This window comes from Burkholderia sp. AU6039, assembly GCF_002223365.1.
Classification (GTDB): Bacteria; Pseudomonadota; Gammaproteobacteria; order Burkholderiales; family Burkholderiaceae; genus Burkholderia.
In genome coordinates this window covers 1,381,880-1,407,893 of the sequence record NZ_NKFK01000003.1, presented here as the reverse complement: position 1 = coordinate 1,407,893, position 26,014 = coordinate 1,381,880, and the positions used below count along the sequence as shown (strand labels likewise).

Annotated in this window: 23 protein-coding genes; 5 read left to right on the top strand and 18 right to left on the bottom strand. The window is 68.5% G+C overall.

What is annotated here, in order from left to right:
• Positions 1-462: 462 nt before the first annotated feature.
• The 3 genes from CFB39_RS09170 to CFB39_RS09155 all read left to right on the top strand — a co-directional run bounded on the left by CFB39_RS09170 (position 463) and on the right by CFB39_RS09155 (position 4,059).
• Positions 463-1,611: an RNA ligase RtcB family protein gene (locus tag CFB39_RS09170; RefSeq protein WP_089472815.1), complete on the top strand. Its 1,149-nt coding sequence runs from the start codon at positions 463-465 to the stop codon at positions 1,609-1,611.
• Complete coding sequence (prfH, locus tag CFB39_RS09165; protein ID WP_306426919.1) at positions 1,611-2,219, top strand: peptide chain release factor H; 609 nt, start codon at positions 1,611-1,613, stop codon at positions 2,217-2,219. Before CFB39_RS09170 ends, prfH begins: the two co-directional genes overlap by 1 nt.
• Positions 2,220-2,601: 382 nt before the next feature.
• Positions 2,602-4,059, top strand: a complete 1,458-nt coding sequence (locus CFB39_RS09155) for an MFS transporter (RefSeq protein ID WP_089472812.1) — start codon at positions 2,602-2,604, stop codon at positions 4,057-4,059.
• Between the two features lie 124 nt (positions 4,060-4,183).
• Here CFB39_RS09155 and CFB39_RS09150 read toward each other — a convergent pair whose 3' ends face one another.
• The 6 genes from CFB39_RS09150 to CFB39_RS09125 form a co-directional block, all read right to left on the bottom strand.
• The gene (locus tag CFB39_RS09150; RefSeq protein WP_089472811.1) at positions 4,184-5,062 is read right to left on the bottom strand and encodes a PhzF family phenazine biosynthesis protein; all 879 of its coding nucleotides are present in this window, start codon (positions 5,060-5,062) and stop codon (positions 4,184-4,186) included.
• Between the two features lie 379 nt (positions 5,063-5,441).
• Positions 5,442-6,335, bottom strand: a complete 894-nt coding sequence (locus CFB39_RS09145) for a LysR family transcriptional regulator (protein WP_089472810.1) — start codon at positions 6,333-6,335, stop codon at positions 5,442-5,444.
• A gap of 96 nt (positions 6,336-6,431) precedes the next feature.
• Complete coding sequence (locus CFB39_RS09140) at positions 6,432-7,259, bottom strand: alpha/beta hydrolase (RefSeq protein WP_089472809.1); 828 nt, start codon at positions 7,257-7,259, stop codon at positions 6,432-6,434.
• 246 nt (positions 7,260-7,505) lie between these two features.
• Positions 7,506-7,889 (bottom strand): VOC family protein, encoded by a 384-nt coding sequence (locus CFB39_RS09135; RefSeq protein ID WP_089472808.1) that lies wholly within the window; start codon positions 7,887-7,889, stop codon positions 7,506-7,508.
• Between the two features lie 22 nt (positions 7,890-7,911).
• Positions 7,912-8,874 (bottom strand): hydroxymethylglutaryl-CoA lyase, encoded by a 963-nt coding sequence (locus CFB39_RS09130; protein ID WP_089472807.1) that lies wholly within the window; start codon positions 8,872-8,874, stop codon positions 7,912-7,914.
• Positions 8,875-8,898: 24 nt separating this feature from the next.
• Positions 8,899-10,089 carry a CaiB/BaiF CoA-transferase family protein gene (locus CFB39_RS09125; protein WP_089425923.1) on the bottom strand — a complete coding sequence of 397 codons (1,191 nt, stop codon included), beginning with the start codon at positions 10,087-10,089 and terminating at the stop codon, positions 8,899-8,901.
• Between the two features lie 250 nt (positions 10,090-10,339).
• Between CFB39_RS09125 and CFB39_RS09120 the strand changes: the two genes are divergently transcribed.
• Positions 10,340-11,182: an NAD(P)-dependent oxidoreductase gene (locus CFB39_RS09120; protein ID WP_089472806.1), complete on the top strand. Its 843-nt coding sequence runs from the start codon at positions 10,340-10,342 to the stop codon at positions 11,180-11,182.
• Positions 11,183-11,470: 288 nt separating this feature from the next.
• Here the strand turns inward: CFB39_RS09120 and CFB39_RS09115 are convergent, their stop codons facing one another.
• From CFB39_RS09115 to CFB39_RS09060, 12 genes are all read right to left on the bottom strand, one after another.
• Positions 11,471-11,683, bottom strand: coding sequence for a hypothetical protein (locus CFB39_RS09115; protein ID WP_006497261.1), 213 nt, complete (start codon positions 11,681-11,683; stop codon positions 11,471-11,473).
• Between the two features lie 289 nt (positions 11,684-11,972).
• Entirely contained in the window at positions 11,973-12,410 is a 438-nt protein-coding gene (locus CFB39_RS09110; RefSeq protein ID WP_089425443.1) for a hypothetical protein, read from the bottom strand.
• Positions 12,411-12,532: 122 nt separating this feature from the next.
• Positions 12,533-13,465 carry an ABC transporter permease gene (locus CFB39_RS09105; protein ID WP_089425442.1) on the bottom strand — a complete coding sequence of 311 codons (933 nt, stop codon included), beginning with the start codon at positions 13,463-13,465 and terminating at the stop codon, positions 12,533-12,535.
• The gene (locus tag CFB39_RS09100; RefSeq protein WP_089431089.1) at positions 13,465-14,337 is read right to left on the bottom strand and encodes an ABC transporter permease; all 873 of its coding nucleotides are present in this window, start codon (positions 14,335-14,337) and stop codon (positions 13,465-13,467) included. Before CFB39_RS09100 ends, CFB39_RS09105 begins: the two co-directional genes overlap by 1 nt.
• 37 nt (positions 14,338-14,374) lie before the next feature.
• The gene (locus CFB39_RS09095; RefSeq protein ID WP_089472805.1) at positions 14,375-15,460 is read right to left on the bottom strand and encodes an ABC transporter ATP-binding protein; all 1,086 of its coding nucleotides are present in this window, start codon (positions 15,458-15,460) and stop codon (positions 14,375-14,377) included.
• 49 nt (positions 15,461-15,509) lie between these two features.
• Entirely contained in the window at positions 15,510-16,676 is a 1,167-nt protein-coding gene (locus CFB39_RS09090; RefSeq protein WP_089472804.1) for an ABC transporter substrate-binding protein, read from the bottom strand.
• Positions 16,677-16,993: 317 nt separating this feature from the next.
• Positions 16,994-17,569, bottom strand: coding sequence for an alpha/beta hydrolase (locus CFB39_RS09085; protein ID WP_089472803.1), 576 nt, complete (start codon positions 17,567-17,569; stop codon positions 16,994-16,996).
• A 16-nt stretch (positions 17,570-17,585) separates the two neighbouring features.
• Positions 17,586-18,914 carry an MFS transporter gene (locus CFB39_RS09080; protein WP_089472802.1) on the bottom strand — a complete coding sequence of 443 codons (1,329 nt, stop codon included), beginning with the start codon at positions 18,912-18,914 and terminating at the stop codon, positions 17,586-17,588.
• Positions 18,915-19,074: 160 nt separating this feature from the next.
• Positions 19,075-20,130 carry a 3-keto-5-aminohexanoate cleavage protein gene (locus CFB39_RS09075; RefSeq protein ID WP_089472801.1) on the bottom strand — a complete coding sequence of 352 codons (1,056 nt, stop codon included), beginning with the start codon at positions 20,128-20,130 and terminating at the stop codon, positions 19,075-19,077.
• Between the two features lie 120 nt (positions 20,131-20,250).
• Entirely contained in the window at positions 20,251-21,099 is an 849-nt protein-coding gene (locus CFB39_RS09070; protein ID WP_089472800.1) for a TauD/TfdA family dioxygenase, read from the bottom strand.
• A gap of 10 nt (positions 21,100-21,109) precedes the next feature.
• Positions 21,110-22,090, bottom strand: a complete 981-nt coding sequence (locus tag CFB39_RS09065; RefSeq protein ID WP_089472799.1) for a quinone oxidoreductase — start codon at positions 22,088-22,090, stop codon at positions 21,110-21,112.
• 19 nt (positions 22,091-22,109) lie between these two features.
• Positions 22,110-23,057: a universal stress protein gene (locus CFB39_RS09060; RefSeq protein ID WP_089472798.1), complete on the bottom strand. Its 948-nt coding sequence runs from the start codon at positions 23,055-23,057 to the stop codon at positions 22,110-22,112.
• Between the two features lie 243 nt (positions 23,058-23,300).
• Between CFB39_RS09060 and CFB39_RS09055 the strand changes: the two genes are divergently transcribed.
• Positions 23,301-26,003 carry a LuxR C-terminal-related transcriptional regulator gene (locus tag CFB39_RS09055; protein WP_089472797.1) on the top strand — a complete coding sequence of 901 codons (2,703 nt, stop codon included), beginning with the start codon at positions 23,301-23,303 and terminating at the stop codon, positions 26,001-26,003.
• The last annotated feature ends 11 nt before the right edge of the window (positions 26,004-26,014 follow it).

Genomic DNA, 26,014 nt, shown 5'->3' with positions numbered 1-26,014 from the left:
AGCGCGGCCGGGTACAGCCGTTGCGGTGGTCGGCGTGCGTCGAATGCCTGCTGCGGCGTGCCACGCGCGCCATTGACATGGAAATGATACGGATTCCTGTTTGTGTGTTTTTCGCCACATCGAACGCTGATTCGATGGGTAACGCCGCGCCACCCGCTTGCTGCGCTCGTCGCGTGCATGCTAGAGTCGCCGCCATTCCGATCAACCCCTCACTCGCAAGGAGAAGAAATCATGACGTCACGCCAGCACTCCTCCCGTCGCGGGTCGTAGTTCGGGTTTTTCGCGTCCGTTCGTTTCATCGTTCACGCCACGCAGCACACTGTATCGCCGTCACGGCGATGAGCCGGGTCGTTCCGATCCGGTCGTGCCGCCCTCTTCCCGACTTCCGATGTCGGGCAGCGCATGTGTGCGCTGCCTGCGCCATGGCCCGCCGTTCTTCCTTTTCATCGAACGGAAACCTCCATGGGCAATTCCATGCAATACCTGGGCGAGCGCATCACGTTGTGCGCTTGCGCCACCACCTGGATCGAAGGTGAGGCCATCCGGCAGCTCGAACACGCTGCCACCCTCCCCGGCATGCGGCGCGTCGCCGGCATGCCCGATCTTCACCCCGGACGCGGCTATCCCGTTGGCGCCGCGTTTTTCTCGACGGGCCGGCTGTATCCGGCGCTGATCGGCGGCGATATCGGCTGCGGGATGGCGCTGTGGCAAACCGCGCTCGATGCGCGGCGCGTCAGTGCGTCGAAGCTCGCGAGCCGGCTCGGCTCGATCGACGCCACGCCCGATGCAAGCTGGCAGCCGCTCGTCGCGGCCGCCGGGTTCGCGGATCACGCGTACGCGGCATCGCTTGGCACGATCGGCAGCGGCAATCATTTCGCGGAAGCGCAGCGGATCGACGCGGTGTACGACACCGATGCCGTCGCGGCGCTCGGCCTCGACCCCGATCGCCTGCTGCTGCTCGTGCATAGCGGATCGCGCGGCTTCGGCCAGTCGATCCTCGAGCAGCACATGCGCGAGCACGGCTACAACGGCCTCGACGACACGGATGCCGCATGCACGGCGTATCTCGCGCGTCACGATGCGGCGTTGCGCTACGCAATTACGAATCGCGTCCTGATCGCGCGGCGCATGCTGGCGCGCTGGCGCACCGATGGCCGGTGCGTGCTCGACGTGAACCACAACCTGGTGAGCCGCGCGAGGGTCGACGGCGAGCCGGGCTGGCTGCATCGCAAAGGTGCGACGCCGGCCGACGCGGGGCCGGTCGTCATTCCCGGATCGCGCGGCGACTACAGCTACCTCGTCGCGCCGGTGCGGCCCGACGATGCGGCCAGCCTGGCGTCGCTGGCGCACGGTGCGGGCCGCAAGTGGGCGCGCGGCGACTGCAAGGGGCGCCTCGAACGGCGCTTCACGCCGTCGCAGCTCACGCGCACGCCGCTCGGCAGCCACGTGATCTGCGAAGACCGCGAACTGCTGTACGAGGAAGCGCCGCAGGCCTACAAGCCGATCGACAGCGTCGTCGACGCGCTCGAAGCGGCCGGGCTGCTGCGCAAGCTGGCGCGGCTCGCGCCGGTGCTGACCTACAAGACGTCCGGGGAGGCTGGCCGATGCTGATGCAGATTTCTTCGGCGCACGGCCCGCTCGAATGCCAGCTGGCCGCGGCCAATGCGTTGCGGCGGCTGCAGGCGGAAGCCGACGCGCAGCGCGTCGTCGTCACCGTGCTCGATGCGCAGCCGGGCGAACGGCCCGGCACGCTGCGCTCGGCGCTGCTCGACCTCGACGGCGAAGGTGCGCAGGCGCTCGCGGACCGCTGGACGGGCACGCTGCAATGGATTTGCGCGAGCCCGTACCGGTTGCGCCATCCGCGCAAGAACTGGTTCATCGGCGTCACGCGCTGCGCCGACGCGCAGCCGCTGCCGGATGGCGACGTGCGGTTCGAAGCGATGCGCGCACGCGGGCCGGGCGGCCAGCACGTGAACAAGACGAGCTCCGCGATTCGTGCGACCCATGTCGCGACCGGCCTGTCGGTGCGCGTGGAAAGCGAGCGCAGCCAGCACGCGAACAAGCGCCTGGCGCTGCAGTTGCTGCAGGTTCGACTGCAGCAGGAGGCCGACCGTCACGCATCCGATGCGCGCCGGCAGCGGCGGATGCAGCACTTTGCGCTGGAGCGCGGCAACCCCGTGCGCGTGTTTTACGGGGCGGCGTTCGTGCCGGCCGACTGAGCGCGAACGCCTGGCCGCCGGTGGCTTTAGCGCCGGCGGCCAGGCCATCGGCCTCATGGTTTTCCCGGCCTGCCGGTTGCGCGAGCGCGCAATCGGCGCCGGTGCATGACCGCGCGCCAGGCAGGCTGCACGGGCCTGCCGCGTGCATGCCGGTTGCCGCGTGTTCCGCACCCTTTCTGCGCAGGAAAGGACGCTTGAGGCATCCGCAATTATCACGTGCCGTGGATTTGCCCACCATGTGTCGAACGATCGGTACAGCCCGCCTATTCGGCCCTTTCACTGGCCTTGCGGTGCCTGCCGCCACGTCGTGCGACCGGATGCAGCGCGCCGGTTGCGAACGGCCGGGCCTCGCGCCACGGCGTATCGATAATCAGGAGACACGATGAACAGCCATTCCCTCGATCTCGGCGGCAGCGCGGGCGAACCCGCGTCCGCACGGCCGCCGGCCACTGCCGCCGGCGCCGATGCGTCGGCCCTCCCCGGCCGCCGCGTCACGCTCGGCGATTTCATGGACGACCTGCCGGTCGGCGCGTTGCACCGGTTCGTCGTCTGGGTGATCGGCATCGGGCTGTTCTTCGACATGTACGAGATCTTCCTCGTCAGCACGATCGGTTCCGCGTTGCAGAACGAATACGGGCTGAGCCGGCAGAGCACCGATTTCAAGCTGCTGCTCGCATCGGCGTTCATCGGCATGTTCGTCGGCGCGATGTGCCTCGGCAGCCTCGCCGACCGCATCGGCCGGCGCAAGGCGTTCCTGCTGACGCTCACGTGGTACAGCGCATTCTCGCTGGTCGGCGCGTTTTCGGTGAATGCCGACATGCTCGTCGCGTGCCGGTTCCTGACCGGCATCGGCGTCGGCGCGATCTATCCGGTTGCCGACAGCTTCCTGTCCGAGATCCTGCCGAAGGAAAAGCGCGGCAGGCTCGCCGCGTGGGCCTATACGACTTCCTATGTCGCGGTGCCGCTCGTCGGGTTTCTGGCGCTGTGGTTGAACCCGCTTCATGTCGGCGGCGTGGCCGGCTGGCGCATCATCCTCGCGATCGGCAGCCTCGGCGCCGTGTACGTGCTGTTCGTCCAGCATCGGCTGCCGGAGAGCCCGCGCTGGCTGCTCGCGCAGGGTCGCAGCGCCGACGCGCATGCGGCATTGCGACGCTTCGCGGAAGGCACCGCCGTGCGCGTGCCCGAGCAGTTCGCGGAGCCGGTCGAGCCGCAACGGCCGCTCGGGCTTGGCGAGCGTATCGCGCTGCTGCGACGCGAACCGTACGGCGCGCGCTACGTGATGCTCGCGATCTTTCACCTGTTTCAGGGCTTCGGTTATTACGGGTTCGGTACGCTGGCCGGCACGGTCGTGAAAAGTCGCGGCTTCGACGTGACGGACAGCACGCTGTTCATCGCGCTGTCGTTCATCGGCTATCCGATCGGCTCGCTGCTGTCGATTCCGTTGCTCAACTGGATCGAGCGACGCACGCTCGTGATCGTGTCGATCCTGTCGATCGCCGCGTTCGGGCTGTGCTTCGCGTATTCGGGCAATACCGTGCTGATCGTCGGCTTCGGGTTCCTGACGACCTGTGCGTCGAACGTGTTCAGCAACGCGTATCACGTGTACCAGGCAGAGATTTTCCCGGCGCGGGTGCGCTCGACGGCGATCGGCAGCACCTATGCGCTGTCGAGAATCGTCAGCGGGGTGTTGCCGTTCGTGTTGTTGCCGGTGCTCGGCGGTTATGGCGCGGGTGCGATGTTCGGGGTGATCTCGGTCGCGCTCGGTATCGTCGCGGTCACGCTGCGCGTGCTCGGGCCGCTGACTACGCGGCGCAGCCAGGATGAGATCAATCCGGTTTGAGCGGTTGGCGCCGAGGGGACGCGGAAACGCGCTCCCTCGTCACGATTGATGTTTCGCGGTATCTGTCGCTTGCAGATCCATTGAAGTCGTTCGGCCTACCGGGAAGCGGACGCTCGACGCAACCTCAGATCTCGACCGTGATCGACCGCATGACAACCCCTGTACCGCCGGCCATCAATCGCGAGATCCTGCCACCGTCGACATCAAGGAGAACCTTGACGACGCTCGGCGAAGGTTGGGGCATCAAGTGCCCTTGTTCAATGGTGATTTCCGTGTCGCCTGCCCCCATCCGCTCGTACAGCAAGCACGCCAGCGGCCCGGCTGCGGTTCCTGTCGCCGACTCCTCGGCAATGCCGAAACGCGGCGCGAACATGCGGGCTCCTGCATGGCGACCAGGTATTTTCGTCGTCGTCGAGAATACGTAATAGCCAATCAAGTCGAGATCGTCGCTGATCGATTCAATCGCGCGCGGGTCCGGACGAATCGCTGCCACGGACTGCTCGTCGGGCAATGCAATCATCAGAAAGCTGTTGCCGGTATTGACGACGGTCGGGCTTTCGACACGATGGATCTGGGCAGTCGATACGCCAAGCGATTGAGCGATTTTCGCGGAGAACGGGGAGTCCGCTCCGATTGAGCGATAAGTTGGGGAACGCTGCTCCATTAGAACGGTATCGCCATCGATCACGATGTCTCTGCATCCGTCGATCGTCTCTTTCGACGACTTGCCGTCACCTACCCTGCCGATTGCTCTCAAGAGGGAAAATGTGGCGATCGTGGCATGACCGCAATGAGCGATCTGTCGCGTCGGCGTGAAAAATTCCAGCTTGACCGTTGCGATATTCGATTTCGATACGAATGCGGTTTCCGACAATGCGGCCTGCTGGGCAACATGCAGCTTCTGGCCTGCGGTCAGCGCATCGGCATCGATCACCACGCCCGCAGGATTGCCCCCGGCTTTTCCGTCCGTCAACGCATTGACGATCTGAACTTCAACTCGCACTAGTCCTCCCGATGAACGAACCTCAAACGAAGCGCGACGAACACATGCGTTCGTGTCATTGATCGGCGATCTTACGGTCGGCGCCGACTGACTGCAACCGGCCAAGGCGGCGCAATCGGCAGAGACCTGCCAACCGGTACTTTCCTGCCTAATCGTTGCTCGTGGTGGGGCGAGAACCATACAAGCGTCGAGTCGACCCATTCGCAATCCTCGTTCAGTCGACATTGACAGACGGAATCTTGTGAATTCACGAGCGGAACGTCAATCTTGATTTGAATAATCGATCTGCTTTCGATTGACCGTGTGCCGAAATCGCGTCGAGAACCCTCGAATGGTCAAAGCATCTTGTCGGAAACAGGGACTCGGAGGCTGCCCCGCCTCACCGCGCCGACATGAAATCGAACAGCTTCGCGATATCGGTCGTCAGCACGGCGCCCGCCCTCACCCCCACCCACAGCGTTCTCGTCGCCCACGCATCGTCGAGCTTCACGACCCCGAGCCGCGCCGCGCGCTCGCCGGTCACCGCATCGCGCGGCAGGATGCCGATACCGAGCCCCGCCTCGATCATCCGGCTCACACCGTCGAAATTCGATACCTGGATCCGCAGCTTCAGCGAGCGCTCGACCGCGAACGCCGCGTCGGTCATGCGCGCGAGCAGCGAGCTGCCGTCACTGAGCCCCACGTAGTCCTCGTCGAGCGTATCCGCGAAGCGGATGCTGCCGCGCGCGGCGAACCGGTGCGTGCGCGGCACGAGCAGCACGAGCTCGTCGCGCCGGTACAACCGCCGTTCGATGCCGGGGGCCGGCACGTTGTCGGCGAACACGCCGAGATCGGCCTTGCCGGACGCGAGCGCGTCGACGATCTCGTGGCTCAGCCGTTCCTCCAGGCTGACCTTGATGCCCGGATGGTTGGTGAGGAACGCGGCGAGATCGGCGGGCAGGAACTGCACGATCGCGGACGTGTTGGTCCACACGTGGATGTGACCGCGCACGCCGGCGACGTAATCGCTCATCTCGTGCGCCATCCGGTTGACCTGCTCGATCACCTTCGCCGCATGGTCGAGCAGCGCGCGGCCCGCGGGCGTCAGCTCGACACCGCGCGCATGCCGGACGAACAATGCACTGCCCGTCACGCTTTCCAGCTCGGCGATGCGCTTGCTGACCGCGGACAGCGTGAGCTGGCCGTGTTCGGCCGCTTTCGTCAGGCTGCCGTGCTCGGCGACGAGCGCGAACACGCGCAGCGACTGCAGATCGAAATGAAGCGGGTTCACCATGTCGTGGGTCCTGGGAAGGCCGTGCCGGCGCCTGCCGTCGGCGCGGCGGCCTGACGCCGATCATACGCCCGGCCGCCCCCGCGCGATACGGCGCGCCTAGCGCGGCGCGATCGACAGCAAGGCGGTGAGCATCGCACCGTCCGGCTTCTCGAGATCGTCGAGCACGTCGAAGTGCTGCATGCCGGGCAATCCTACGTGGACGATTCGTTCGCCGGCCGCTTCGCACGCCGTCGCGTAGTCGCGTGCTTGCCGCACGAGTTCGGGCAACTCGGCTTCGCCGACCGCGACGACCGTTGGCGCGCCGGGCCCGACATGGCGCAACGGGCTGTACGCGTCGACTTCGTGCGCGGTGAGCTGCAGCTTGTCGTTCAGGCAGCACAGCGAGATCGGTTCGAGATCGACGAGCGGACTGATCGCGAGTGCCGACACGACGGCCGGATGCGCGCGGTGCACGGCCGTCAGGTGGCCACCGGCCGAATGGCCGCTCAGGTGGATCGGCCGCTTCGCGGTGCCGAGGCCGTCAGGGTCGTTCGCCAGGTAGTCGAGCAGCGTGCCGATCTCGCCGACGATGTCGGTCATCGTCGCGATCGGCGCGAGCGTGTATTCGGCGAGTATCACGTCGAAACCGCGCGCGAGCGGCCCGCTCGCCGCGTACGCGAAATCCTCTTTCGCGCAGTGCTGCCAGTAGCCGCCGTGAACGAACACGAACAGCGGCGCATCGGGTTGACCGCACGACAGCCAGTCGAATCGCTGCGCGGGTTGCGCGCCGTGACGCAGGTCGCGCCGGACGGACGCGGCTGCATAGAGCGCTGCGCTGCGCGCCTGCATCGACGCGAGCAACGCAGGGAAATCGGGCACCACCTTCGTGTTCAGATAAGCGGCGTCGAGCGCCGCGCGGTCCATGCCGCGATAGAGGATCGTCATCGGGAATTGCCTGGGTCGGGTTGCGCAAGCGCGGACGCAAGCGTTGCGTCCGCTGCGAAGGCGGCTTCTCAGTCGCCGATGCACGCATTATCCGCAGCGCGGCACGGGCCGGCTATCCGGAATCGGCGAGCGCGGAAACCGGCTGTCCGATTTCGGCGGGAGATCGGCGCGGCATGCAGTCGCACCGTGATCAGGTCCGCTCGCGTGAGGGCGAAGCGGCGATACGACGCGGTGGTGCGCCGGTGCTCAGATCAACTCGGAGATCTCGATCAGGTTCAGGTCGGGATCGCGCACGTAGACCGACCGGATCTTCTGCGTCGCGCCCGTGCGCTCGACCGGCCCTTCGACGATCGGCCAGTCGACGCGCTTCAGGTGTGCGATCACGTCGTCGAGCGGCACGGACGCGATGAAGCACAGGTCGAGCGCGCCGGGCACCGGCACATGCGCTTTCGGTTCGAATTCCGCGCCACGCACGTGCAGGTTGATCTTCTGGTTGCCGAAGCGGAAGGCGATCCGGCCGGCGCCGAAGGTTTCGAGCCGCATCTGCAGCACCTCGGTGTAGAAATGCTTCGTCCGGTCGGGATCGACGCAGGTCAGCACGAGATGGTCGAGGTGATCGATCAGCGCCATGAGGTTCGCTCCTGTTCGTGGTTTATGAGAACGCGCGCTGCGCGGGCATGTCGCCGGCGTCCGCGCGCGGCGGCGGATGAAGGTCCGAGCGGCGCCCGGCTTTCAGGATCTGACTCGGCACGTCATGCCCGATCAGCGCGGGCAGCCGTGCCGACGCGGCCAGCACGGCCGCGAGATCGATGCCCGTATCGTAGCCGTCGAGTTCGAGCATATGCACGAGTTCTTCGGTGCATGCGTTACCGGTCGCGCCCGGCGCGTACGGGCAGCCGCCGAGCCCGCCGAGCGACGCGTCGAAGCGGTCGATCCCGGCGTCGAGTGCCGCGAGCGTATTCGCGAGCGCCATCCCGCGCGTGTTGTGGAAGTGCAGCGTGAGTTGCAGCGCGGCGAAGCGTTCGCGCGCCCGTGCCGACAGGTCGCGCACCTGCGACGGAAACGCCATGCCCGTCGTATCGCACAGCGTGAAGCCATGCACGCCGAGATCCGCGAAGCGCTGCATCCATGCGAGTACGCCTTCTGCTGCAACATCGCCTTCCATCGGGCAGCCCATCGCGGTCGACAGCGACACGTTGATCGCGACACCGGTGCCGCGTAACGCATCGATCACGTCGCGCAGTTGTGCGAACGACTGCTCGCGCGTCATCCGCAGGTTCGCGCGGTTGTGGCTTTCGCTCATCGACATCACGAGGTTCACTTCGTCGACCCGGCACGACAGCGCGCGCTCCGCCCCGCGCACGTTCGGCACGAGCACCGTATAGACGACGCCCGGTGCGCGCGCGATGCCGTGCATCACGGCCTCCGCGTCGCGCAACGCGGGGATCGCCTTCGGCGACGTGAACGACGTGACCTCGATCTTCGCGTAGCCGCACGCGCTCAGCGCGTCGACGAGCGCGATCTTGTCGTCGGTGTCGACGAATGCCGCTTCGTTCTGGAAACCGTCGCGCGTCGCGACTTCGTGGAGGTAGAGGCGTTTGCGTTGGCCGCTCATGTTGTCTTCTCCTGTTTCCGCAGCTCAGATCACGCCGCGCGTGCGCCAGTCACCGCGCGTCGCCGCATCGATGCCGAGCGATTCGAGTACCGCGTCGGTATCCGCGCCGAGCGCGGGCGCCGCGTGTTCGATGCGCCCGGGCGTCGCGCCGAGCTTCGGCACGATGCCGGGCACGAGCACCGGCGTGCCGTCGGGCAACGCGGCATCGACGAGCATGTCGCGGGCGCGGTAATGCGGATCGGCCGCGATGTCGGCCACGTCGTAGATGCGCCCGGACGGAATGCGTGCTTCGTTCAGCGCGGCCAGCACGGCATCGAGATCGTGCTGCGCGCTCCATTCGCCGATCGCCGCGTCGATGCGTTCGACCTGCGCGACGCGTCCGTCGTTGTGCGCGAGCGCGGGATCGTTGCCGAGATCGGGCCGGCCGATCAGCTCCATCAGGCGCCGGAAGATGCTGTCGCCGTTGCCGGCGATCAGTGCGTACTTGCCGTCGCGGCAGCGGTACGCGTTGGTCGGCGCGATGCCGGGCAGGCTGCTGCCGGCCGCCTCGCGCACGGCGCCGAACGCCGAGTATTCGGGCAGCAGGCTTTCCATCATGTTGAACACCGACTCGTACAGCGCGACGTCGACGACCTGCCCCTTGCCGCCCTGCTGCTCGCGATGCCGCAGCGCGAGCAGCACACCGATCACGCCGTGCAGCGCCGACAGCGAATCGCCGAGCGAGATGCCGACGCGCACCGGCGTGCGGCCGGGCTCGCCGGTCAGGTGCCGCAGGCCGCCCATCGCCTCGGCGATCACGCCGAAGCCGGGACGGTCGCGGTACGGGCCCGTCTGGCCGAAGCCCGACACGCGCAGCATCACGAGCCCCGGGTTGATCGCGGACAGCGCGTCCCAGCCGAGCCCCCAGCCTTCGAGCGTGCCGGGCCGGAAGTTCTCGATCAGCACGTCGGTTTCCGCGACGAGGCGGCGCACGACGTCCTGCCCTTCGGGCGTGCGCAGGTCGAGCGTGAGCGAGGTCTTGTTGCGCGACTGCGCGGCCCACCAGACCGACGTGCCTTCATGCAGCAGCCGCCATTTGCGCAGCGGGTCGCCGAGCCCGGGCGGCTCGACCTTGAGCACGTCGGCGCCGAATTCGGCGAGCATCCGGCCCGCGAACGGCCCGGCGATCAGTTGGCCGAGTTCCAGCACGCGGATGCCATCCAAGGGGCGTGTCATGGCTGTCTCCAATGAAATCGTGGTGTCGATGAAGGCGATCATGACGGCGTTCGCGCCCGGCGAAAATCGATCGATGCTCAACCAGCCTTTCCGTTTCGGAAAGGCGCGCGTCGCGCTCCTCATGCACGCGTTGCGTCAGCCTTTCCATCCGGGAAAGCGCGCTCGCGCAACGGGCAAACGACGCCACGCGTACCGCCGGCAGAATCGAACCCGTTCCGCGCCCGCCGGGCGCCTGTCAGCGAGACCCGCCATGTTTTCTGCTTCCTCTCCCGCGAAGATCGTGTTTCTCGACCGCGCGACGCTGTCGCCGCACACCGTGTTGAAACCCTTCCCGTTCCCGCACGTATTGCAGACCTTTGACCGGACGGCCGCGCACGAGACGGCCGCGCGCATCGGTGACGCGGACATCGTCGTGACCAACAAGGTGCGGCTCGACGCGGCAACACTCGCCGACGCGCGGCGCGTGCGGATGATCGCGATCGCCGCGACGGGCACCGACATCGTCGATCTCGACGCGTGCGCGGCGCGCTGGCTCGACAGCGGGCAGTTCTGCTTTTTCGATCATCCGATTCGCGACCTGGCCGGCTCGACGCTCGGGATCGTCGGCGACGGCGTGCTCGGGCGCGCGGTGGCCGGCATCGCCCGCGCGCTCGACATGCGGGTGCGGTTCGCGGCGCACGGCGATGCGGCAGGAGACGACTACGCGCCGCTCGACACGCTGCTGCGGGACAGCGACGTGATCACGCTGCACTGCCCGCTCACGCCGGCGACGCGGCACCTGATCGACGCGGCCGCGTTCGCGCGGATGGCGCGCCGGCCATTGCTGATCAATACCGCGCGCGGCGGGCTCGTGGATGAAGGTGCGCTCGTCAACGCATTGCAGTCGGGGCAGATCGCGGGTGCGGGGTTCGACGTGGTCACGCAGGAGCCGCTGCCGGCCGCGCATCCGTTCCACGCGATCCTGTCGCATCCGGCCTTCATCCTGACGCCACACGTCGCGTGGGCGAGTGACGAAGCGATGCAGGCGCTCGCCGATCAGCTCGTGGAGAATGTCGCCGCGTTCGTGGGCGGGATGCCGCGGCATGTAGTGTGACGCGCGTGGCGCATGGCGCTGCGGAAGGTGATGTGAACCGCGCAAACGGAACGGCCCCGCTCGATGGCTCGAAGCGGGGCCGGCTGAATTCGGGGGCTGCTTACGCCAGCGACTCGGCACGTTACGGGTTCGTGCATCCGCCCTATCTTGCGGCCGGTTTCTGAATTCCTGATGGGCTCTACTTTAAGGAATCCAGACGACCAACGATATAGGACAAGTCCGAAACTAAGTGGGGCCAATTCCGGAAACGACCGTTTCGATCGCAGCGCACCGCGACCGACGCGAATCTCAGTAAGCCGACATCTCGACGCAAGGATCGACCTTGGACGGCGAGCAGATGACCGAGTACTTGGCGCTCTCGCGCATCAGCGCTTCGCCTTCGTGCAGCGCGATCTTGATCTCGGGGTGACGCTCGTACGCGAGGAATGCCGAACACACGACGGCGGACATCACGACGAGGGAAAACACAAATTTTTCAAGGGTTTGGAAACGTTCAGGCATGGTTCGACCTATCTCTTAGGCCGTGATTATATCTCGAAATAAGGGTTTTCCCTATAACGCGGCCCGCATACCGAGGATGCGTTCGGTCTTTTGGGCCAGGTGTTCGCGCCCCTTTTCGGCGAATCGGCGTCGAACGCGGGTCGCGCCGGCCGATTGGCGCCACCCCGCCGGCCGTGGTCGTGCCTGCACGGGCGACGGTCATCGATGGCTTGAAGAAACGGAACGATCGCGGCCCGCAAGGACGAAGGCGCATGCCCGCGGAATCAGGGCGCGCCGTGCCGACGGCGCGTCACTGCGGCGCCGACGCGCCGCTCGCCGCATTGCCGGGCCACGCCTTGCCGATCTCGTCGACCAGCGACTTCGCGGTGCCCGTCACGATCGCGGCGTCGACGCCGGACGTCTGCCACGCGCCGTCGGCGGCCTGCACGAACGTCAGGTTCGCGCGCGAAGGCTTGTAGTCGGCATTGCGCCACGTGACCACGACGTCGCACGAGTAGGTGCGATCGCCGAGCTTCTTGCAGTCGCCGTCGGGCTTCGCCGACACGACATCGGCTGAGACGGGCAGCGGCTGGCCGAACAGCGCGTTCAGGCCGCCGTGGTTTTCCGCCTCGAGCGCGCGGCGCACGGCGGCGTCGACGTCGCTCGAGCCGGGGCCGTCGTGGAGCAGGTTGCAGGCAGCCAGCAGCGTCGATGCACCGGCGAGTGTCAGCAGCGTGTGGAACTTCATGGATATCCGTGATCGGGGGAACGCCGCGTAGTCTGCAACGTCCGCGCGCGGTGCGCGGTATCCATTTGTAACCAATTGCACGGAGGCGCGAGCGGCATCGCGTGCCCGAGCGTCGCGCTCGCCTACTGCCGCTCCTGCTTCACGCGGCTGACGAGCTGCGTCGGGCTCACGAACTGCAGCGCGATCACGACCCACACGAGCGTGATGGCCATGTAGATCATCGCCATCGCGTCGATCGACTGCGGCGCGCGCACGCCGGTCGAGAACACCGCGTAATACAGCGCGACGACGAGCGTCTGCGTGCTCGGCCCCGCGGTGAAGAAGGTCAGCTCGAACATCCCGATCGTGCGCACCAGCACGAGCAGCCCCGCCGCGAGCATGCCGGGCACCAGCAGCGGCAGCAGCACGTAGCGGAAATAGCGCCACGTGTTCGCGCCGAAGATGCGCGCGGCGGCTTCGAGATTCGGGTCGATCTGCTCGATGAACGGCGTCATCACGAGGATCACGAACGGCAGCGCCGGCACGAGGTTCGCGAGGATCACGCCCGGCAGCGTGCCCGCGAGCCCGACCTTGTACATCACGGTGGCCATCGGGATCCCGTACGTGACGGGCGGCACCATCAGCGGCAGCAGGAACACCAGCAGCGCGAAGCGCTTGCCGCGAAACTGCACGCGTGCGAGCGCATACGCGGCCGGCACGCCGAGCGCGATCGACAGCAGCACGACCGCGCCGACGACCTCGACGGTCACCCACAGCACGCTCGCGAGCTGGAAGTCCTCCCACGCCTTCGCATACCAGTGCAGCGTGAAGCCCTGCGGCAGCGGCGTGCCGAACCAGCGGGTCGCGATCGAATTCACCGCGACGGTCGCGATCAGCAGCATCACGTTCAGCAGGAAGAACGCCATCAGCCCCCACACGAGCGCCTTCCAGGCGCGGCCGGCGAGATTGCTTGTCATCTTCTGCGGTTTCCTCGCGTCGACGGGGCGCGCATCGGGCGCATCGGGCGTGTCGTGCTTCGGCGGCCAGGTGCGCGCGGCATGATTGTCGGTCGCCATCAGCCCTTGCCTCCCGTCACCGCGCCCGTATAGAAGAAGCGGCGCGCGCCGAGCATCGACGCGACCACCAGCAACTGCACGAAGCCCATCACGATCGCGATCGCCGACGCCAGCGAATAGTCGTAGCTCTCGAACGCGGCTTCCGCCGCCGCGATCGAGATCACGCGCGTGGGCCCGGCCGGCGCGCCGAGCAGCACGGCCGACGGGAACACCGAGAATGCCTGCACGAACGACAGGCATGCGGCCATCGTGAGCCCCGGCACGAGCAGCGGCAGGTAGATCTGCCGGAACTGCTGCCACGGGTTCGCGCCGAGCGTCGCCGCTGCGCGCGCGAGCGTCGGGTCGATGCCGCTGATGTACGACAGCATCAACAGGAACGCGAACGGAAAGCCCGACACGATCAGCGACAGCAGCACGCCCCAGTAGTTGTGCGTGAGGCGCACTTCGTCGGTGTACAGGTGCAGCCCCTGCAGCGCTTGCGGGAACCAGCCGTTCGGCCCGAAATACGTGAGCATCCCGTCGGCGACGAGCACCGTGCCGAGCGTGACGGGAATCACGAGCAGCGTCGTGACGAACTTCTGGTACGGCGAGTGGCGGCGCAGCGCGAACGCGACGGGCACCGCGATGCCGACGTTGAGCAGCGTCGCCGGCACCGCGAGCTTCAGCGTGACGAGCACGGTCGGCCACATCGCCGCGTCGGTGAAGAACTGCACGTAGTTCGCGAGCGCGCCGCCGCCGTTCATCGGCTGGAACGACAGCACGAGGCCGTACGCGAACGGATAGATGAACAGCGCGACGATGAACGCGAGCGCGGGCGTGACGAGCCACGCTTTCGCGTCGCGCGGCGTGCCGCCGGACGCGACCGTGCTCATGCGGCCTCCCGGTATGACGGCGCGGCGGCCGCGCCGCTCATGTCGGCGCTCCCGGGTAGACGAGCGTGCGTGACGGCGCAACGCGCAGCCGCAGCGGCTCGCCTTCCGTGAATTCGCCGGCGACGCGCGCCCAGATCGGGCCGAACGGCGTGACCGCGCGGATCAGCGAATCGCGGCCGCCGTACTCGACCGTTTCGACGGTCGAGTCGAACGCGTTCGTGTTGTCGCCCGCATCGTCTGCCCGCTCGACGTCGTCGGGGCGCAGCGCGACCACGACCTCCTTCGTATCGAAGCCGGCCATCGGCACGCCCGTGACGCGCACGCCACCGGCCGCGACGTTCACGTAATCGCCGGCCATCCCTTCGAGCGTGAACGGCAGCACGTTGCGATAGCCCATGAAGCGCGCGACGTGCAGGTTGTGCGGGCGCGTATAGACGTCCTTCGGCGTCGCGACCTGCTGCACGACACCCTCCTTCATCACGACGATGCGGTCGGCCATCGACAGCGCTTCGTCCTGGTCGTGCGTCACGTAGATCGTCGCGCGTTCGAGCTGCGTGTGGATGCGGCGGATCTCGGCGCGCATCTCGATGCGCAGCTTCGTGTCGAGGTTCGACAGCGGCTCGTCCATCAGCACGAGCGGCGGCTCGATCACGATCGCGCGCGCAATCGCGACACGCTGCTGCTGCCCGCCCGACAGCTGCCCGGGCAGCTTGCCCTCGTGGCCGACGAGCTGCACGAGTTCGAGCGCCTGCTGCGCGCGCCGCCGCGTTTCCTGCTTCGGCACGCCGCGCATCTTGAGGCCGAAGCCGACGTTGTCGAGCACCGACATGTGCGGAAACAGCGCGTAGTTCTGGAACACCATCCCGAAGCCGCGGCGCTCGGGCGGCAGCACGTCGATGCGCGTGTCGTCGAGCCAGATGCCGCCGCGTGTGAGCGGCTGCAGCCCCGCGATGCAGTTGAGCGCGGTCGACTTGCCGCAGCCCGACGGGCCGAGCAGCGCGATGAACTCGCCGCGCCGGATCTCGAGATCGAGCCCGTTCAGCGCGGCGACCTGCGCGCCTTCCGCATTGGTGAAGCTGCGGCACACGCCATCGAGCCGCAGCCGTTCGAAACTGTGCTTCATTGCGCGAACTCCCTCGACGCGGGCGCCGCGGCGCCCGCCGGTCCATGCGTCACTTCGACTTCTGCGATCCGATCTCGCGATCCCACTTCTGGAACGCGGCGACCATCGCCTGCGCGTTGAGCGGCTGCACGTGCGGGCGCTCCGCGAGCAGCTTCGCGTACTCGGGGCGGCCGAATTTCCTGATCACTTCCTGGCTGTGCGCGGGCGCCATCTCGAGCGTCACGCCCTTCACCGCCGGGCCCGGATAGAAGTAGCCGTCGTCGTAGGTCATCGCCTGTTGCGCCGGTTCGAGCAGGAAGTTCATCAGCTTGAACAGCACGTCGAGCTTTTCCTTCGGCACGCCCTTCGGGATCACCATGTAGTGCGCGTCGTTGACCCACGTCATGTTGTCGAAGGCCTGGATTTTGAACTCGGCCGGCACGATGCCGAGCGCGCGCGGGTTGAGGTCCCAGCCGGTGACGGTCACGGTCATGTCGCGCGTGCCCTCGCCGAGTTCCTTCATCACCGCCGACGTGCCGCCCGGGTAGTACGGCACGCAGTCGTTCAGCGCCTTGAGGAACGCCCAGGTCTTGTCCCAGCCGTTGATCGGATCCTGCGGATTCTTGTCGCCGAGCACGTACGGCAGCCCCATCAGGAACGTGCGGCCGGGGCCCGAGTTCGCCGGGCGCGCATAGATCAGCTTGTTCGGATGCGCCTTGCACCAGGCGAGCAGCTGATCGGGTGTCTTCGGCGGGTCGCTGACCTTCGCCGGGTTGTATTCGAGCAGCGGGCCGGCCGGCATGTAGGTGACTTCGAGGCCGTAGCCCTGCGCGAGATCCTGCATCTTGCGCGGGCCGGGCGCGTATTTGTCGAGCACGCCGGGGAGCGCGGCCGCGTCGTCGGGCAGCAGCTTGCGCCACAGGTTCTGCTCGATGCCGGCGGCCAGCGCGTCGGTGCCCGTCAGCACGAGGTCGATGTCGGCGCGCCCCGCCGCCTGCATCGCCTTGATCTTGCCCGGCAACTGCGGCGCGGGCGCGTTCGTGAACGTGACGTTCGAGACGAGGTTCGGGTTCTTGTCCTTGAAGGCTTCGATGGCCTTCTGCGTGAGCTGCAGGTTGCCCGCGACATCGACGATGTTCAGCGAGACGGGGGCGGCGACGGCGGCCGTGGCAGACAGCGTGAAACCCACGGCGAGTGCGATCCGGCGGACACGGCGAGCGATCGGGGTGGCGTTCATGTCTCCTCACTTCGGTCGGTGGATGGGACCTTTCTTTTCAGGAAATCATGACGGCGTTATACGATGTCGGTCAACAAAAAACCACGGCGCGCGGGGCGGGACTTTCCCTGACAAATACCTTCCGTTTGTTGACGATTTGGATGCCGACCGATGCTGGGGCGTCGTGCCGGGTCGATTGTGCTGCGTGTTAAGACGTCGTATCTCGGCGAGCGGCGAAATGGAATCGGTTCAAGGCCGCATCGCGACCCGACGGTGACGGCGCGCGCGCCGGGCGCCCGGTCGGGCGCGGCGCGCGAAAGGCGGGAATATTCAGTCAGTCAGGCCGTGCCGAGAACGGCCACTTCTTCGATCAACCGCTCTGCATCCCGCCACTCGCCATACCCCGACGCCGGGTTCAGGTGCCCGACCTCCCCCAGATCGACCAGCTTGCTCCCCCACCCTGCCGCCAGCGCCTCGACGCGTTCGAAACCCGCGAGCGGATCGTTGCGGCTCGCGGCGACGATGCTCGGAAACGGCAGCCGTTCGGTCGGTATCGGCGTCCAGCCGTTCGCGGCGATCGCATCGGGCGCCGGATAACCGGCGGGCATCGGCGACTCGAGATCGGCCGGCGCCGCGAGCAGCGCGCCGTGGATCTTGCGCGTGGCCCGGCGCGCCCAGTGCACGGTAATCATCACGCCCGCGCTGTGCGCGACGAGGATCACGGGGCCGTCGATCCCGGCCAGCGCCGCATCGAGCGCGGCGACGCGTGCGGCGCGGCTCAGCTTGTCGGCTTCGAGCGGCGCGACGGCGCGCGCGTTCGGCAGGCGCCGTTCGAGGTGCGTCTGCCAGTGGTCTTCGACGTGATCGCGCAAGCCGGGCACGATCAGGATGGTGGGGGCGGTCGTCAGGGTCATGCAGTCTCCGAAGCGGTCAGGAAAGGTGGGACGCGCGCCGGTCGCGTTCGACGCGCGCGAGGTCGGCCACGTAGCTCGCGCGTCCGATCGCGAACAGCACGGCGGCCATGAGCGGCACGACGGGAATCCATTGCAGTGAGCCGACGAGCCCGGCGCGATCGGCGACCCACCCCGTCAGCAGCGGGCCCGGCGCCATGCCGAGCAGGTTGTTGGCGAGCGTGAGCGTCGCGAACGCCGACGCGTGGATCGCGGCCGGCGTCAGGTTCGCGACCATCGCGCCCGATGCACCGGATGCGCCCGCGCCGACCAGCATGCCCACACAGATCAGCGCGAGTTGCAGTGGCCCGGGCGGCAGCCGGAACGCAATCGCGAGGCACACGCCCGTGAGTACGCAATACGCGATCGCGGTCAGCCACTTGCGCTTGCCGTCGGTCTTGCCGACGCGGTCGGTGACGATCCCGCAGCCGACCATCCCGACACCCGCGAGCAGCACGAAGCCGGCCGCGAGCACGGCCGCGCGGTCGGGCGCCATCGCGTAGTAGCGGTTCAGGTAGCTCGGCAGCCACGCGAACAGCGCGCCCGGCACGAACAGGTGCAACCCGCTGCCGAGGTACGCGCAGATCACCGAACGCGATGCGAACAGCCCCGACATCAGCGCGCGCACGTTGCCGCGCAGGTCGCGCGGTGCGCCGGCGTCGCGCCGGCACGGTTCGATCCGATACGCGGCGAGCCGCCGTTCGGTCACGACGCAGCGATACGCGACGAGCAGCACGATGCCGAGCGCGGCCATCACGCCGAACGACCAGCGCCAGCCGAGATGCGCGCCGACCAGCCCGCCGAGCGCCATCCCGAACACGGAGCCGAACGCGCCGCCGGCCATGAATGCGCCGGTCAGCGTCGCGCGCAGCCGTGCCGGAAAGATGCTGAGGATCAGCGCGACGCCGACGCTGCCGTACGCGGCTTCGCCGAGCCCGACGAGGCCGCGTGCGACGAGCATCTCCGCGTAGTTCGTCGACAGCGCGCAGCCGAGCGTCGCGACGCTCCACAACGCGGCCATCAGCACGATGCTGCGCACGCGCCCGAAGCGGTCGGCGAGTACCGACAGCGGGAACGTCAGCAACCCGACCAGCAGCGCGACGACGCCGGACAGCGAACCGAGCTGCGTGTCCGACAGCCCCCACGCGTGCTTGAGCAGCGGGAACACGGCATTGAGCACCTGCCGCGACATGTAGTCCGACAGCAGCAGGCCGACGGTCAGGCCGAACACGAGCCACGCATACGCGGGCGCGCGCCGGCCGGCGGCGGCGACGTCCTGCATCGACGGCTCGACTTGATGGATCAGCATGCGTGTCTCCTCCGGCGCCGGAGGTCGTGCTCCGGCGCGGCTTGCGTGGCACCGCTCCGTTGACCGGAGTCCGCTCCCGCGCGCTGCGCAGGGGTGGTGCCACGCCACAACGATCGGCGGGCGGCGGCCGTGACGACCGCCTGCCCGGGTGCGAGGCGCGTCAGGCGGCCCGCAGCGGCACGTTCACCTGGCCGGGGCGGCGGTTCGGCGCCATCCCGAGGTGCGCCAGCGTCTCGTCGATGCCGTCGTACTGCACGCCGATCCGGTAGATCGCCTTCGCCTCCTTGCCGGTGGCGATGTCGCGGCCGAGTTCGCGCGCGATCCGTGCGCACTGCTCGACCTGCTGCACCGACGTCATCCGGTTGCCCTTCTGGTCGATGATCGTGTCCTCGATCCCGCAGCGCGGATGCAGGCCCAGCGCCATCGCGACCGTGTTGATCGGCAGGACGTTCTTCATCAGCGATTCGAGCGTGATGCACGCGCCGTCCGGGCAGCGCCGCACGAATTCCATGAAGTTGTACGGATTCGGGCCGTCGAAGCCGCCGCCGATGCCGACCCACGTGACGTTCAGCGGGCCGCGATAGACGCCGCGGCGGATGATCCGCTCGAGCGTTTCCAGCGCGTGCATGCCGGTGAGCTGGAAATGCGGCTGGATGCCGGCCGCCTGCAGGCGGCGCAGGTGTTCGTCGACCCAGCCGGGGCCGGCCGGCACGGTCATCTCGCGGTACGCGTCCCAGTACGCGGCTTCGTTCAACGACGTGCCGGCGATGTCCTGGCGGTTCATCAGCTCGGTGATGTTCATCTGCACGGTGTTGATCGCGACCGTCACCTGGTCGGGCTTCGGCGTCAGCTCGGCAAGCATGTGGCGCGTGTCGTCGGACAGCCATTTCGCGTCCGCCCCCTCGCCTTCCGGCGCGAACGAGATCGAGCCGCCCACCTGCAGGATCATGTCGGGCACCGCCTCGCGCAGCCGGCCGAGCAGTTCGTTGAACTTCGACAGCCGCTTGCTGCCCTTGCCGTCGAGCTCGCGCACATGCATGTGCAGCACGGTCGCGCCGGCGTTGTAGCAGTCGACGGCCTTCTGCACGTGCTCGTCCATCGTCACCGGAATGTCTTCCGGAAAATCGGCCGGCATCCATTCGGGGCCGTACGGCGCGACCGTGATGACCACCTTGTCCTGGTTTTCCGGGTGCAGCGAATCGTCGAGAAATTGCATGTCGTCCTCCAGTGGAAATCGTTGTATTGCGGGCGTACGGGCGTGCGTATCCCGCCGCGCCGGGCGGCGGGCCCGGCGCGTTGCATGGGGTTTCAGAGATGGGCTACGGTGTTGGCGGGCTCAGAACGGCACGTCGCCGACGATGCCCGCGCGCTCCATCTGGCGCACGCACGGCGGGTAGTCCATCACCGCGTAGTGCTGGGTGCTGCGGTTGTCCCAGATCGCGACGCTGTGCTTCTTCCAGCGCCAGCGCACCTGGTACTCGGGGATGTACGCCTGGCTGACCAGGTATTGCAGCAACTGGCCGGCGCCGGGATTCGCGTCCTGCCCGACCCGCACGCGCGCCGGCGTGTGGAAGTTGGTGAAATGCGTGGTGAACGCATTCACGTACAGCACCTTCTCGCCGGTTTCGGGATGCGTGCGCACGACCGGATGCTCGGCGTCCGGGTACTGCGCCTTCAGCGCGAGGCGCTTGTCGATCGGCATCGCCGCGCCGAAGCTCGCCTCGATGCTGTGGCGCGCGCGCAAGTCGTCGATCTGCTGCTTCACGTGTTCAGGCAGGCGCTCGTAGGCGAGCACCATGTTCGCCCACATCGTGTCGCCGCCAACCGGCGGACCGTCGATGCAGCGCAGCACGCAGCCGAACGGCGGCGCCACGCGCCAGCTCGCGTCGCTGTGCCACGCATTCTCGTAGCGGTCGTTCGGCTGGTCGGGCGACTTGTAGATCCGCACGAGCCCCGGATGCTCGGGATCGCTGCCGGCCACCGGATGATCCTCGAGCTCGCCGAAGCGCCGCGCGAACGCGACGTGCTCGGCGCGCGTGATGTCCTGGTCGCGCAGGAACAGCACGCGATGGCGAAGCAGCTGCACGCGGATCTCGGCGAACAGGCCGTCGTCGTGCACGGCGTCGGCGAGGCTCACATCCAGCAGTTCCGCGCCGATCGCGCAGGTCAGGGGTTCGACTCGCATGCGCGTCTCCTCAGACGATGAACACCGACGAACCGGTCGTCTTGCGCGATTCGAGATCGCGATGCGCCTGCGCGGCGTCCTGCAGCGCGTAGCGCTGGTTGATCTCGATCCGGATCCGGCCGGCCGCGACGTGCGCGAACAGTTCGCCGGCCAGGTCGTTCTTCTCGGCCGGATCGGCGATGTAGTCGGCCAGCGCCGGGCGCGTCAGGTACAGCGAGCCCTTCATCGCGAGGCGCTGCGGATCGAACGGCGGGATCGGGCCCGACGCGGTGCCGACGCACACCATCAGCCCGCGCCGCTTCAGCGAATCGAGCGAGCCTTCGAAGGTGTCCATGCCGACGCTGTCGAACACGACGTCGACGCCCGCACCGTCCGTCAGCTCGCGCACGCGCTTCGCGACGTCCTCGCGGCTGTAGTCGATCGTGTGGTCGCAACCGTGTGCGCGGGCGATTTCGGCCTTGTGCTCGCTGGAGACGGTGCCGATCACCTTGAGCCCGAGCAGCTTCGCCCATTGCGACACGATCAGCCCGACGCCGCCGGCGGCCGCGTGCAGCAGGATCGTGTCGCCCGGTGCGAACGCATGGATGCGGCGCAGCAGGTAGGCCGACGTCAGGCCGCGCATCGTCATCGCCGCGGCCGTTTCGCACGTGATGCCGGCCGGCAGCCGCACGAGCGGCGCGGCGGGAATCAGCCGTTCGGTGCTGTACGCGCCGAGCGTGTTCAGGAAGCCCGTGTAGGTCACGCGGTCGCCGACGGCGACGTTCGTCACGCCCGGGCCGACCGCTTCGACCACGCCGGCCGCCTCGACGCCGAGGCCGGCAGGCAGCGGCACCGGATACAGGCCGCTGCGGAAGTACGTGTCGGCGAAATTCAGGCCGACCGCGTCGTGCCGCAGGCGCACCTGGCCGGGGCCCGGGTCGCCGAGGTCGACTTCCTCCCAGCGCAGGACTTCGGGGCCGCCGGTTTCGTGGAATCGCACTGCATGTGCCATCTTTGTTCTCCGTAGGGTGTCAGTCGGATGCGAGTTGCGCATCGTCGGGTTCGTTCGGTTCGTTCGCGCGTGGCGGCGTCGCGGCTGCGCCGTCCGCCAGCGATTCATCCAGTCCGGCCCAGTCCGCGTCGCCGAGATAGCGCCGCGCGGCCGGGAAAATCACGCCTTCCATGCGCCCCATCTGCTCGAACGCGCCGTGCGCATAGCGGGCGAGCGCCGTGTCGAACGCGGCCGACGGCAGCCCTTCCGCGGCCATTCGCATGAGCGCATCGAGCGCTTGCGCATCGCGCTGCCGCTGGCGGTCGAGTTCGTCCAGTTCGGCCGCGACGCACTCCGCACGGATGCGCAATGCCGCGAACAGGCGCGCTTCGGCGGCCGTGCCGAACCGGGCGTGCTGCAGGGCGGCGAGCGATGCCAGCGCCTCCTGCGTGTCGGCCGCGCGCTGTTGCGGCACGTCCACGCCCGTGTGCAAGCTCGAAGCCATCAGCGCACTCAGCCACCCTTCGACCGCACGATGCGCATCGAGGCAACGCGCCATCACGCGCGCCTCGGCAGGCGTGCGCCGCGACGTGCACACGAGCACCGGCACGCCGCTCGTCGCGAGCAGGTGCCGCCGTTGCGCGCAGGCCGCCGCATCGGCTTCGTGCGGCAGCGCCGCGACGCCGATCAGGTCGCAGCCGAGTTCGGCCGCCAGCGCACCGGGCGCTGCGTCGCCGGCCCCCGGATGGCCTGCCCCCGGATGGCCGGCCCCCGCGATCGCATGAGACAACCCCTGTGCGCGTGCGGCGGCTTCCACTTTCGCACCGTGCTCCGGCAGCCGCGCTCCGGATAAACGCGAGTCCGGCGCGGCGCCGGTCAGCATGAACGTGACCCGGGCGCCGACCGCACGCGCCAGTTCGAGCGCATGGCCGATCGCGTCGATGCCGCCGGGCGAGCCGTCGACCGTCACGAGCAGATGGCGGTACATCGTGCCGCTCCGCTTATCCGGCGAGCGGCGCGCTGCGCCGCGTGCCGGTCGATACGATCTTCATGGGTGGGCTCCTCGTGGTGTTCGTCATGCATCGGAACCCATGCTATCGATGCGGTGCCGGTGCGGCCCCACTCGTCGCGGGGGGGATTGACGCGCGAACGCGGTTCGGCCGATCCTTCCCCCCACACCCACCCCGGACGCTGGCCCGCACGGCACCGCCGGAATCCGACTGCTGCCCCGATGGCCCACCCACCCGATCGCGCCGACGTGCCTCCCACCGAACTGGTCCTGAAGACGACCGCGCCGCGCGTGCCGGCGCAGTTGCTGGCCCGCGCGCGGCTGAGCCTCGCCGCACCCGCTTTCGACGGCCGGCCGGTTACGCTCGTGCAGGCGCCGGCCGGTTACGGCAAGACGTCGCTGCTCGCGCAATGGCGCCGCGAAACCCTCGCGCTCGGCCGTGCGGTCGTATGGCTGTCGGCCGACGAGCGCGACGATGCGGCGCGGTTGCTGCAAGGGCTCGTGCAGGCGGTGCGGACCGGTTGCGCACGGCCCGGCTTCGGGCGCCTGATTCCGGTCGGCGCGGCCGACGCGGCGCGTGCGCTGGAGGGCGTGACCGCGTGGCTGGCCGAGGTCGCGCAGTTGTCGATCGATGCGCTGCTGATCGTCGACGATGCGGAGCGGTTGCCGCCCGCCGGCCTCGATGCGCTGACCTACGTGCTGCACAACGCGCCGCAAAACCTGCATGTCGTGGTTGCCGCGCGGCGCGGGCTCGATCACGTGGCCGGCGACCTGCTCGCCGGCGGGCAGTGCACGCTCGCGGGCCCCGACTGGCTGCGCTTCACGCTCGACGAGACGATCGCGCTGGTCGGCGCGCGCTTTGCGCAGCGGGTCGATGCCGACGCGTGCGCGCGGCTGTTCGAACGCGTCGACGGCTGGCCGCTCGGCCTGCAGCTCGCGATGGCCGCGATGGCGCGTTCGGCCGATCCGCGCCAGGCGGTCGACGCACTCGCCGCCCGCGTGGACGGCACGCGCGACCGGCTCGTCGAGCTGCTGCTCGCGAACCTGTCGGCCGACGACACTGCGTTCCTGACGCGCACGAGCGTCGCCGATCGCCTGCATCCGTCGCTGTGCGCCGCGCTGCTCGACGACGCAGGCGCACCCGACCGTCTCGCCCGACTCGCACGCGACACGCCGCTGTTCATTGCGTCGGACGATTCGGACTGGTGCCGGCTGCATCCGCTCGTGCGCGACACGCTGCGCGACCGCCTGGCCGCGGGCCCCGACGCCGAGCGCAGCGCGCTGCATGCGCGGGCGGCTGCCTGGCTCGACGCGCACGGGATGACCGAGGAAGCCGCGCGCCACGCGTATGCGGCCGGCCAGTTCGAGGTCGCGTACGCGCTCGCGCAGCGTTGCCTCGAGGATGCGATCAAGCAGGGCCGCATCAACGACGTGCTCGACTGGCTCGCGCTGCTGCCCGATGCGGAGCTCGACAAGCGCCCGACGCTGCGCGTCGCGGTGGCCTGGGCGCTGGCGCTCGGCGAGCGCCATGTCGAGGCGCAACGCCAGATCGCGGGCATCCTCGCGGATCCTGACACGCCCGCGGCGATGCGCTACGAATGCGCGCTGATCCTCAGCGCGGCCGCGTATTACGCCGACGAAATCGACCGCTTCGTCGAGCTGTTCGAGCCGTGGGCCGACTTCACGCCGCCGGCGGCGACGTGGCTCGCGCAAATGCACGCGAACCGGCTGTCGGCGCGCGCGATCATCGTCGGCGAACCGGCGCAGGCGCGCCGCTTCCAGCACGCGGCGCCGCGCGGCGAGACGGCGGCCGGGTTCGGCTACGTCGCCCGCTGGGGCGAGCTGATCACGGGCCTGAGCTACCTGCGCGAGGGCCAGGTCCGGCTGGCCGACGACGCGCTGTCGCCCGCGCTGGCGCGTGCGGAAGCCGATCTCGGGCGCCGCCATCCCCTCACCTGCATGCTCGCGGCGATGTGCGCGGCGCTCGCGTACGAGGCCGACCGCGTCGACCAGGCCGCCGCACTGCTCGCAAACCGGCTCGATGTGCTCGAACACGCGGGCACGCCCGATACCGTGCTGCTCGGCTATCGCACCGCCGCGCGCATCGCGCTGCTGCGCGGCGTCGAGCACCGCGCGATCGACCTGCTCGAAGCGCTCGACGCGATGGGTGTCGCGCGCCGCCTGCCGCGCCTGTCGGTCGCGAGCCTCGCCGAACAGGTGCGCATTCATGCGGCGCGTTATCGCGAAGCGACCTGCCACGCGCTCGTCGAGCGGATCGATGCGATCGCCGCGGCCGAGTTTCCGTCGCACGGGCCGTTGTGGCGGCGCCCCGTCGTGTTGCTGCAGGCCACCGCGCACGCGGGTGCCGCGCTGGCCGCGCGCCGCTGGGACGACGCGAGCGCGGCGCTCGACGAAGCCGCCGTGCTGGCCCGCGAAATGAGCATGGGGCAGGCGCGCATCGAGATCATGGCGCTCAGCGCGTTCGCGCGCGAACAGTCGTGCGGCGGCGGCCGTGCGTTGCTCGACGAAGCGATGAACCTCGCGGACCTGTTCGGGCTGACGCGCACGCTCGCCGATGCGCATCCGGCCATCGCCGACTGGGCGCGCCGTGCCGGCGACGAAGCGGCCGCCGGCGCCGGCCCCGCGCGGCACGCGCTGCCGCAGCCACGCATCGTGCCGCCCGCCCCGCGCGTCGCGGCCAGCCCGCGCGCGGTGCCGAGCGTCGTGCTGACGCCCAAGGAGCGCGCGATTCTCGAGCTGCTTGCGCGCAACCTGTCGAACAAGGAGATCGCGGTGGCGCTGGCCGTTGGCGAGGAAACCGTGAAGTGGCACCTGAAGAACCTGTTCGGCAAGCTCGACGCCAGTTCGCGCAAGCATGCGGTGCGCCGCGCGCTGGTGCTGGGTCTCCTCGAAAGCGCGCCCTGACGTCGTAACGC

Coding starts and splice junctions, on each gene's coding strand:
- CFB39_RS09170 (WP_089472815.1), top strand. CDS start 463: ATGGGCAATTCCATGCAATACCTGGGCGAGCGCATCACGTTGTGCGCT.
- prfH (WP_306426919.1), top strand. CDS start 1,611: ATGCAGATTTCTTCGGCGCACGGCCCGCTCGAATGCCAGCTGGCCGCG.
- CFB39_RS09155 (WP_089472812.1), top strand. CDS start 2,602: ATGAACAGCCATTCCCTCGATCTCGGCGGCAGCGCGGGCGAACCCGCG.
- CFB39_RS09145 (WP_089472810.1), bottom strand. CDS start 6,335: ATGGTGAACCCGCTTCATTTCGATCTGCAGTCGCTGCGCGTGTTCGCG.
- CFB39_RS09140 (WP_089472809.1), bottom strand. CDS start 7,259: ATGACGATCCTCTATCGCGGCATGGACCGCGCGGCGCTCGACGCCGCT.
- CFB39_RS09135 (WP_089472808.1), bottom strand. CDS start 7,889: ATGGCGCTGATCGATCACCTCGACCATCTCGTGCTGACCTGCGTCGAT.
- CFB39_RS09130 (WP_089472807.1), bottom strand. CDS start 8,874: ATGAGCGGCCAACGCAAACGCCTCTACCTCCACGAAGTCGCGACGCGC.
- CFB39_RS09125 (WP_089425923.1), bottom strand. CDS start 10,089: ATGACACGCCCCTTGGATGGCATCCGCGTGCTGGAACTCGGCCAACTG.
- CFB39_RS09120 (WP_089472806.1), top strand. CDS start 10,340: ATGTTTTCTGCTTCCTCTCCCGCGAAGATCGTGTTTCTCGACCGCGCG.
- CFB39_RS09115 (WP_006497261.1), bottom strand. CDS start 11,683: ATGCCTGAACGTTTCCAAACCCTTGAAAAATTTGTGTTTTCCCTCGTC.
- CFB39_RS09110 (WP_089425443.1), bottom strand. CDS start 12,410: ATGAAGTTCCACACGCTGCTGACACTCGCCGGTGCATCGACGCTGCTG.
- CFB39_RS09105 (WP_089425442.1), bottom strand. CDS start 13,465: ATGGCGACCGACAATCATGCCGCGCGCACCTGGCCGCCGAAGCACGAC.
- CFB39_RS09100 (WP_089431089.1), bottom strand. CDS start 14,337: ATGAGCACGGTCGCGTCCGGCGGCACGCCGCGCGACGCGAAAGCGTGG.
- CFB39_RS09095 (WP_089472805.1), bottom strand. CDS start 15,460: ATGAAGCACAGTTTCGAACGGCTGCGGCTCGATGGCGTGTGCCGCAGC.
- CFB39_RS09090 (WP_089472804.1), bottom strand. CDS start 16,676: ATGAACGCCACCCCGATCGCTCGCCGTGTCCGCCGGATCGCACTCGCC.
- CFB39_RS09085 (WP_089472803.1), bottom strand. CDS start 17,569: ATGACCCTGACGACCGCCCCCACCATCCTGATCGTGCCCGGCTTGCGC.
- CFB39_RS09080 (WP_089472802.1), bottom strand. CDS start 18,914: ATGCTGATCCATCAAGTCGAGCCGTCGATGCAGGACGTCGCCGCCGCC.
- CFB39_RS09075 (WP_089472801.1), bottom strand. CDS start 20,130: ATGCAATTTCTCGACGATTCGCTGCACCCGGAAAACCAGGACAAGGTG.
- CFB39_RS09070 (WP_089472800.1), bottom strand. CDS start 21,099: ATGCGAGTCGAACCCCTGACCTGCGCGATCGGCGCGGAACTGCTGGAT.
- CFB39_RS09065 (WP_089472799.1), bottom strand. CDS start 22,090: ATGGCACATGCAGTGCGATTCCACGAAACCGGCGGCCCCGAAGTCCTG.
- CFB39_RS09060 (WP_089472798.1), bottom strand. CDS start 23,057: ATGTACCGCCATCTGCTCGTGACGGTCGACGGCTCGCCCGGCGGCATC.
- CFB39_RS09055 (WP_089472797.1), top strand. CDS start 23,301: ATGGCCCACCCACCCGATCGCGCCGACGTGCCTCCCACCGAACTGGTC.